At 60.8% G+C, this 7,693-nt stretch carries 10 protein-coding genes; 9 read left to right on the forward strand and 1 reads right to left on the reverse strand.

The window, feature by feature from the left end:
• Positions 1 to 30 precede the first annotated feature (30 nt).
• The 7 genes from WCA53_RS04290 to WCA53_RS04320 are packed head-to-tail and all read left to right on the forward strand — an operon-like array spanning position 31 to position 5,473.
• The gene (locus tag WCA53_RS04290) at positions 31 to 147 is read left to right on the forward strand and encodes a phosphonate C-P lyase system protein PhnG (protein ID WP_423905893.1); all 117 of its coding nucleotides are present in this window, start codon (positions 31 to 33) and stop codon (positions 145 to 147) included.
• The gene (phnH, locus tag WCA53_RS04295) at positions 147 to 785 is read left to right on the forward strand and encodes a phosphonate C-P lyase system protein PhnH (protein ID WP_423905868.1); all 639 of its coding nucleotides are present in this window, start codon (positions 147 to 149) and stop codon (positions 783 to 785) included. Before WCA53_RS04290 ends, phnH begins: the two co-directional genes overlap by 1 nt.
• Complete coding sequence (locus WCA53_RS04300; RefSeq protein ID WP_423905871.1) at positions 785 to 1,900, forward strand: carbon-phosphorus lyase complex subunit PhnI; 1,116 nt, start codon at positions 785 to 787, stop codon at positions 1,898 to 1,900. Before phnH ends, WCA53_RS04300 begins: the two co-directional genes overlap by 1 nt.
• Positions 1,897 to 2,766: an alpha-D-ribose 1-methylphosphonate 5-phosphate C-P-lyase PhnJ gene (locus tag WCA53_RS04305; protein ID WP_423905874.1), complete on the forward strand. Its 870-nt coding sequence runs from the start codon at positions 1,897 to 1,899 to the stop codon at positions 2,764 to 2,766. Before WCA53_RS04300 ends, WCA53_RS04305 begins: the two co-directional genes overlap by 4 nt.
• Positions 2,767 to 2,768: 2 nt before the next feature.
• On the forward strand, positions 2,769 to 3,551 hold the full coding sequence (gene phnK / locus WCA53_RS04310; RefSeq protein ID WP_423905897.1) for a phosphonate C-P lyase system protein PhnK: 783 nt from the start codon (positions 2,769 to 2,771) through the stop codon (positions 3,549 to 3,551).
• Between the two features lie 3 nt (positions 3,552 to 3,554).
• Positions 3,555 to 4,346 (forward strand): phosphonate C-P lyase system protein PhnL, encoded by a 792-nt coding sequence (phnL, locus tag WCA53_RS04315; protein WP_423905877.1) that lies wholly within the window; start codon positions 3,555 to 3,557, stop codon positions 4,344 to 4,346.
• A complete protein-coding gene (locus WCA53_RS04320) occupies positions 4,340 to 5,473 on the forward strand; it encodes an alpha-D-ribose 1-methylphosphonate 5-triphosphate diphosphatase (RefSeq protein WP_423905882.1) in 1,134 nt (377 codons plus the stop codon). Before phnL ends, WCA53_RS04320 begins: the two co-directional genes overlap by 7 nt.
• A 333-nt stretch (positions 5,474 to 5,806) precedes the next feature.
• On the opposite strand, the gene WCA53_RS04325 is transcribed toward WCA53_RS04320, so the two are convergent.
• The gene (locus tag WCA53_RS04325) at positions 5,807 to 6,172 is read right to left on the reverse strand and encodes a hypothetical protein (protein ID WP_423905884.1); all 366 of its coding nucleotides are present in this window, start codon (positions 6,170 to 6,172) and stop codon (positions 5,807 to 5,809) included.
• A 737-nt stretch (positions 6,173 to 6,909) separates the two neighbouring features.
• On the opposite strand from WCA53_RS04325, the gene WCA53_RS04330 reads away from it, so the two are divergent.
• On the forward strand, positions 6,910 to 7,155 hold the full coding sequence (locus tag WCA53_RS04330) for a hypothetical protein (protein ID WP_423905886.1): 246 nt from the start codon (positions 6,910 to 6,912) through the stop codon (positions 7,153 to 7,155).
• Positions 7,156 to 7,220: 65 nt separating this feature from the next.
• Positions 7,221 to 7,418, forward strand: a complete 198-nt coding sequence (locus WCA53_RS04335) for a hypothetical protein (protein WP_423905889.1) — start codon at positions 7,221 to 7,223, stop codon at positions 7,416 to 7,418.
• The last annotated feature ends 275 nt before the right edge of the window (positions 7,419 to 7,693 follow it).

The raw sequence follows: 7,693 nt of genomic DNA on the forward strand, positions 1-7,693 counted from the left end.
CTGCTTCAGACGCCGTCGCTCGAAGCGCGGTTGCAGGAGCGGCTGATCGCGCCGCTGGCAGCGGCGATTGCCGCGCGGCGTGCAGTCAAGGAGACGCAGGCCGCGCGGACGAAGGTCGAATTCTTTACGATGGTGAGGGGAGACTGATGGGAACTGCTAACCATTCCGACGCAGCGCCGCAGCGCATCGACTTGAGTACGTTGACACCCGGTTTCAGCGATGGGGTCCACGACTCGCAAGGGGTATTTCGCGCGCTGCTGGAAGCCTTGTCGCGCCCCGGCACCATCGTTTCGATCGATGCCGTGTTGCGCGACCTCCGTACGCAAGGCACCGTTCCCTTGGCAGTACTCGCGTCGTTGCTCGCGCTTGCCGACTATTCGACGCCTGTATTCCTGCAGCACGACGATAGTAGCCTGAGCGATGCGGTGCGTTTTCACACCGGCGCGCCCTTGACAACAGATAGCAAGAAGGCAGCTTTCGCGTACTTGCACGATGCCGCTTCGATGCCGTCACTCGATGCGTTTTCCCTTGGCGACGCGGAGACCCCTGAAAACGCGGCGACGCTTTTCATTCGCGTGGAGTCGCTTGAGAACGGTCCGCCGCTGCTATGGAGCGGTCCCGGCATGCCTTGCCCTCGCGCAGTGTGCGTCGCAGGTCTGCCGGACGCGTTCTGGCGCGAACGCGCGGGACTGGCGTCGAAATTTCCTTGCGGCGTCGACTGTTATTTCGTTGCCGGAGGCGCGCTCATCGGCTTGCCGCGCACGACTCAAGTGGGGGTGGACTAATGTACGTCGCAGTCAAAGGCGGGGAACGCGCGATCGAGCATTCGTGGGATTTGCTCGCGACCCGGCGCCGGGGAGACACTGCGCTGGCCGAACTGAGCGTGCCGCAGATTCGCGAGCAGTTGCGGCTTGCCGTGGCTCGCGTGATGACCGAAGGTTCGGTCTACGACGAGGAGCTTGCCGCGCTCGCGATCAAGCAGGCGGCGGGCGATCTGGTCGAAGCGATCTTCCTGCTGCGCGCCTATCGCACCACGTTGCCGCGCTTCGGCTACACGCGGCCGGTGGATACCGGTGCAATGCGCATGGAGCGCCGGATTTCGGCCGCGTTCAAGGATATTCCCGGCGGCCAGATGCTGGGCGGAACTTACGACTACACGCAGCGCTTGCTCGACTTTGCGCTGCTGGCCGACGGCGATGTTCCAGCCGATGCGCCCGCTGGTCCGGTCACGCCCGCGGAGCCAATGCCGCACGTGCTGTCGCTGCTCGACAAGGAAGGCTTGATCGAACAGGAAACGCCGCGACCCGGGGCGCCCGAACCCGGCGACTTGTCGCGCGAACCGCTTGCGTTTCCTGTCGAGCGCTCGACGCGCCTGCAGAACCTCGCGCGTGCCGACGAAGGCTTCCTGCTTGCCATCGGCTACGCAACCCAGCGGGGTTACGCTCATACGCATCCATTCGCGGGCGAGATTCGTCACGGTGAAGTGGCGATCGAACTGGACGTGGAAGAGTTGGGATTCGCGGTCGAGATAGGCGACATCGAATTGACTGAGTGCCAGATGATCAACCAGTTTGCAGGCAGCGGCGAGATCGCGCCCACCTTTACGCAAGGCTACGGTCTCGTGTTCGGTCACTCGGAACGCAAGGCCATGGCGATGGCGCTCGTCGACCGGTCGCTGCGCGCGGGAGAGTTGGGAGAGACGATTGCATCGTCGACGCAAGACCCTGAGTTCGTGCTTTATCACAGTGACAACGTGGAGGCATCGGGCTTTGTCCAACACTTGAAATTGCCTCACTACGTCGACTTTCAATCGGAGCTCGAATTGTTGCGCCGGCTGCGTGCCGCGAAGGTACCGGTACCGAAAGAGCAGATCGAACCCGAAGAGGAGAACGCGGCATGAATGCGCGCGAAGCAGAAACCAGCATGACCGAAGGCTACAACTTCGCGTATCTCGACGAACAGACCAAACGCATGATTCGCCGCGCCTTGTTAAAGGCCGTGGCAGTGCCCGGCCATCAAGTGCCATTCGCGTCGCGGGAAATGCCGTTGCCGTATGGATGGGGCACGGGCGGATTGCAGGTCACGTCGGCTATTATCGGACGGGCGGACACGCTTAAGGTAATCGATCAGGGCTCCGACGAAACCACCAACGCCGTCAATATTCGCCGATTTTTTGCGCGCACCACCGGCGTAGCGACCACAACGCATACCGCGGACGCGACCATAGTGCAGACGCGCCACCGCATTCCGGAACACCCATTGACGGAACGTCAGATCATTGTCTATCAGGTGCCGATGCCCGAGCCGCTGTTCCGGCTTGAGCCGCGCGTGACCGAATGCAGGAAGCTCCATGCGCTCGCGGACTATGGCTTGATCAACGTTAAATACTACGAGGATATCGTGCAGCACGGCAGCATCGCAACGACCTACGATTATCCCGTTCTCGTCAATGATCGATATCTCACGTCGCCCTCTCCCATTCCAAAGTTCGACAATCCGAAGATGCACATGAATCCCGCGCTGCAGCTTTTTGGAGCGGGGCGGGAGCGTCGGATCTACGCGATCCCGCCTTATACGAAAGTGAAGAGCCTCGACTTCGAGGATCATCCGTTCACCGTGCAGCACTGGGATCATGAATGCGCGCTATGCGCATCGACCGAGAGTTTCCTGGACGAGATGATCGTGGACGATGCCGGTACGCGCATGTTCGTCTGCTCCGACAGCGACTATTGCCATGGTCGCCGCGGTGACGGGGAGGCAGCATGATGATGGCGTCTTCAAATACTCCGCTGCTTCGCGCGCGTGGCCTGAGCAAGTTGTACAACGGCCGTGGCGGTTGTGTCGGCGTGGATCTCGACGTGTATCCGGGCGAGGTGCTTTGCATTGTCGGCGAATCGGGCTCGGGGAAGTCCACCTTGCTTAACGCGCTCGCGCTGCGCTCGCCGGTGAATTCAGGTTCGCTCGACTACCGGACATCGGAGGGCGAAGTGCTCGATCTCCTCACGTTGTCCGAGCAGCGCCGCCGGCTCCTTTCGCGCACTGACTGGGGTTTCGTTCATCAAAATGCACGCGATGGATTGCGCAGCGGCGTGTCTGCAGGGGCGAACATAGGCGAGCCGTTGATGGCCGTCGGCGCGCGCCACTACGGCCGGTTGCGCGATGCGGCGTCGGACTGGATGACGCGTGTGGAGCTCGACCCCAAACGTATAGATGAACTGCCTGGTGCGTTTTCGGGCGGCATGCAGCAACGCCTGCAGATCGCGCGCAATCTTGTCACGCAACCGCGTCTTGTCTTCATGGATGAACCCACTGCCGGTCTCGATGTCTCAGTGCAGGCGCGCCTGCTGGACCTGCTACGCAGCCTCACGAGCAAGCTGCACCTTGCCGCAGTGATCGTCACGCACGATATAGGCGTGGCGCGCTTGCTGGCACATCGCCTGATGGTGATGAAAGACGGGCGCGTGGTCGAGAGCGGGCTGACCGACCAGGTGCTGGACGATCCGCAACATCCCTACACACAGACGCTGGTTGCGTCCGTGTTGCCAGCTTAAGGTATGACCATGAACGCCAATACGGGTCTTTCGAATGAACTCGCTTTCGCGCAGCGCGACACCTTGATGTTGCGCGCGCGTGGGATCGAGAAAACTTTTACATTGCACAGCCAGGGCGGCGTGCGCATTGCCGCGCTAGCCGGTGTATCGCTTGATGTTGAACGCGGCGAGTGCGTGGTCTTATCAGGCGCATCCGGCGCGGGCAAGAGCACTTTGCTGCGGTGTATGTACGGTAACTATCTCACCACGAGCGGTACCATTGCTATTCGCGATGACAGCGTTGCGGCACGCCACGTCACGTTGAGCCACGCCACGCCGCACGAAGTTATCCGGCTGCGCCGCACGACCATGGGCTATGTCAGTCAGTTCCTGCGGGCAATCCCGCGGGTTGCGTCGATCGATCTTGTCAGCGAGCCGCTTATCTCGCGTGGCATAGACGAAGATGAGGCGCACAGTCGCGCGGCTTCGTTGCTTGAGAGCCTGAATGTTCCGCGCCGATTGTGGGGACTGGCGCCCGCTACGTTCTCGGGAGGCGAGCAGCAACGCGTGAATATCGCGCGCGGCTTGATCGCCGAGCATCCGCTGTTGTTGCTTGATGAACCCACTGCGTCGCTCGATGCCGAGAACCGTCAGGTGGTCGCGAACCTGGTCGTGGCGGCACGGGAGCGCGGTGCTGCAATCGTCGGGATTTTTCACGATGAAGACACGCGTGACCGCGTCGCTACCCGCATCATCAGGCTCGAAACACCGGTGGCTCAGACGACAACCAACATGGAATATTTGCAGGCATGCTAATTAAGAATGCACGTATCGTAACGCGCGATGAATCGTTTGTCGGCGTGGTGCGGATAGTCGATGGCCGGATCGCGGAAATTTCGCCCGGAGCAACATCCGCTCGTGAAGCCGAGGACTGGGACGGCGACTACTTGTTGCCGGGCCTTGTCGAGCTCCATACCGACAACATCGAAAAACACCTCGCGCCACGTCCGGGTGTGCTGTGGAATCACGAAGCCGCGATCCTGGTGCACGACGCACAAGTGGCGTCGGCGGGCATCACGACCGTGTTTGACGCCCTTGGGATCGGCTCGCGTCCCAATGTCGGTTTGCGCGGGGCCGAGTTGCAGACGAAGTGCGCATTATCGATTGAGCGCTTCGCGCGACGTGGCCTCTTGCGCGCGGAACACTTCCTGCACTTGCGTTGCGAGGTTGCGACCGCTGATGTTGTCCACGTGTTCGATTCGCTAAGCTCACATCCGCTTCTTCGGCTCGCGTCTGTCATGGACCATACGCCGGGGCAGCGGCAGTGGCACGATCCCGTCCAATGGCGTCTCTATCAGGAGCGTCACGGCAAGTGGACCGATGAGCGCGCGAGTGCCGCACTAGAGGAACTCGCGGATGACCAGCGCCGGTTTGCGGAGCTTCATCGGCACGAGATCGTGGCGCGCTGCAAGGCGCTCGGCGTTCCTGTCGCGAGCCATGACGACACGCTGGTCGAGCATGTGGAGGAAGCGGCGCGCGACGGCATCGTCCTCGCCGAATTTCCGACCACGATGGCAGCGGCGCAAGCGGCGCGTGCTCACCGCATCGCCACAATCATGGGCGCGCCGAACGTGGTGCGCGGTGGATCGCATTCAGGCAATGTCTCTGCGCTGGAGTTGGCGAAGGAGGGCTTGCTCGACATCCTCTCGTCGGACTATGTGCCGTCAAGTTTGCTGATCGGCGCGTTCGACCTCGTCTATAAGGCCGGATGGCAATTGCCGCATGCAATCGGCACGGTTTCGTCTGCGCCGGCTCGCGCTGCCGGCTTGACCGATCGCGGCGCGGTCGCGCTAGGGCTTAGGGGCGATGTCGTTCGCGTTGCGTTCGTCGATGGCTTGCCGATACCTCGCGCGACATATCGTGAAGGGCTGAGGGTTAGTTAAGCGGCTACGCGTGGCAGTGCGCCTGGCGTTCGCTTCCGTGGTCGGGGCGGACGCTTTTCATGTCACTTGCGGTGGCAAGCCGCATGATTGCGCCGTCGACGAGGGTATGTGTCCCTCGATTGCCGACGCGACGCTGGCTATCGACGGTGAATGGCCCCCTGTGTGAGGCCCAGCCGATGGTGGGCGCTTCGGGGCAGTGCAATCGCCGACGAGATTACGGAGCGTGGTGGGGACACCGAGGAACTCGGCGCGGCCAGACGCGACCCACGGGCGGCGTCCAACCGCACGGAATGAGCGCTGGCGGAGGCGTCGCCGCCGCGCACGAGGGACTGTTCAGTCGGCCTTTCGCTTGTCGGCAAGGGCTTTCTTGCAGTCGACGTAGACCCGCAGAACCACGGCTGATTGATAGTTCAAATCGTCGCTATCCAGGATTTCCTCGACGGCGTCGCGCGCCCAGTCGGCGTTGACCAATTCTGAGTGCTGCTGTGCGAGTTCAACCGCCATTGCGGCCAGCTTGGCTACAGCTAGCCAGTCAGCCTGTCGGTTGTGCCTGTCCAGCCATTTATGGGCGGCCTGGACGTGGAACCCGGCAGACGGCCAGGAGTTGTTGAGATAGAACGCCCCTAGACTTCCGCAGGCGAGCCAGCACAGCAGCTCTACGCGGTCGGCGGGGGTAAGGTGTTGGCGTGCATCGTTCATGGCGGCACTCACGAAGATGATGGGCGATCTCAAACCATTCAATACCGTCCGCTTAAAAGATAACACGGCACAACGGCATGGAGAAGGGGCCTGCTGGCGACGAGTGTGTGGGAGCGCGCTGGCGGCGGTGAGTGTGGAGTCCGCCGGCTAGTGGCAACGGTCGGTATAAATGGGATTTGCTTGCTTACTTTTGTTGAACGCGGACCGCGGGCATTTGTGGTGCGACAACGCGGATAACCGCCGCTATCGCCGCTATCGCCGCTATACGGCCGTGGAGGCGAAGCGTGTGCGTGGCGCTTGTGCTTGATCGCGGTATTCAACTGCGGGTGGGGGATTCGGGGGCGGCACTACGTTCGTGCCAAAAACCTGAAGTGAAGCAACGACGACACTGAGGTATTCGCGGTTTGAACGCGTTTCTTTGCTTCGTTTCTTTGCGCGTTTGCAAAGAAACGAAGTCCCGCCCCGGACAGGGGCTAATAGAAATAAGCAAGAAAATCCGACTTAAGCAGAACGACCACGCTAGTAGGAGGACTCCACCCTAGCCCCACACTCGCCGCGAGCAGAACCAATCGTAAAACATCAGGCGGCCGACCAGGCTTTTTTTCGATGCCGCGACGCTTGTCGCACCTTACACGCGGTATCGGATATAGACTGAAATTGAACGTGCAGTCAGACTCGTCGCATCGAGTAGCGCCCAGACGACATTCGATTCGTCGAAAATGGCCATGGAGGTTGCAATGCCGCGTGAGCTTAAAACTGAGCAGGAACTGCTTGAGATCGTGACAAACGCGCTCGGGGCCAATGCAGACACGACCGGGTGGGGTCCCACGGGAATCCAGGAGCACGCGGAGGATGCGGAGGGATGCAATTGGGACATCAACTATTTGCACGGCGACAGCAAAAATGCCGACGTAAAGGAAATCGTCATGCCTGCGGCCGCGGAGATCATCAATAAGCTGCGCAAACAGTATGCCTTGCAGTAGCTTCAAAGACTGACCCTCCGAGCCCGAGGCAAGCATCGAAGCGTCGATAACGATGAAGGAGTGTCATGACAGAAGAACTGAGTCGCAAGGCGAAGGAAGCGCTGCGCGAGCTTAACGATCGTCCTCCTGACGAACGGCCGCTCATGTTGGAATGGGACGTCGAGAATGAACTCAAGCAGCGCGATTTTATCGAAGAGGCGGCGAGCGGTGGATGGCTGATCTCCGCGCGTGGTCGAGAATACGTGAGCAATATGAACGCTTAAATCACTGACAAAGTGAATCTGAAGAGCCGCCAGGCGGGCTTCGATCCGTCGGAAGGGAATTGAGGATGGCTGTATAGGACCGACGTGCAGGATGAGACGCGTACGCTTTCCCTGCACTCGAATGGGTTACTACAATGCCGGATGGTGCGGGTGGATCGAATCTGCCGGGCACGTCCGGAATTTGTGTGGGGGCTGCCATGCCGACTTACCAGTACCGCTGTGTTGCTTGCGGCGAGATGTTCGAGCACGCGGAACATCTCGCTGAACATCAAACC

Origin of the sequence: Caballeronia sp. (assembly GCF_049581465.1) — a bacterium.
Lineage (GTDB): Bacteria > Pseudomonadota > Gammaproteobacteria > Burkholderiales > Burkholderiaceae > Caballeronia.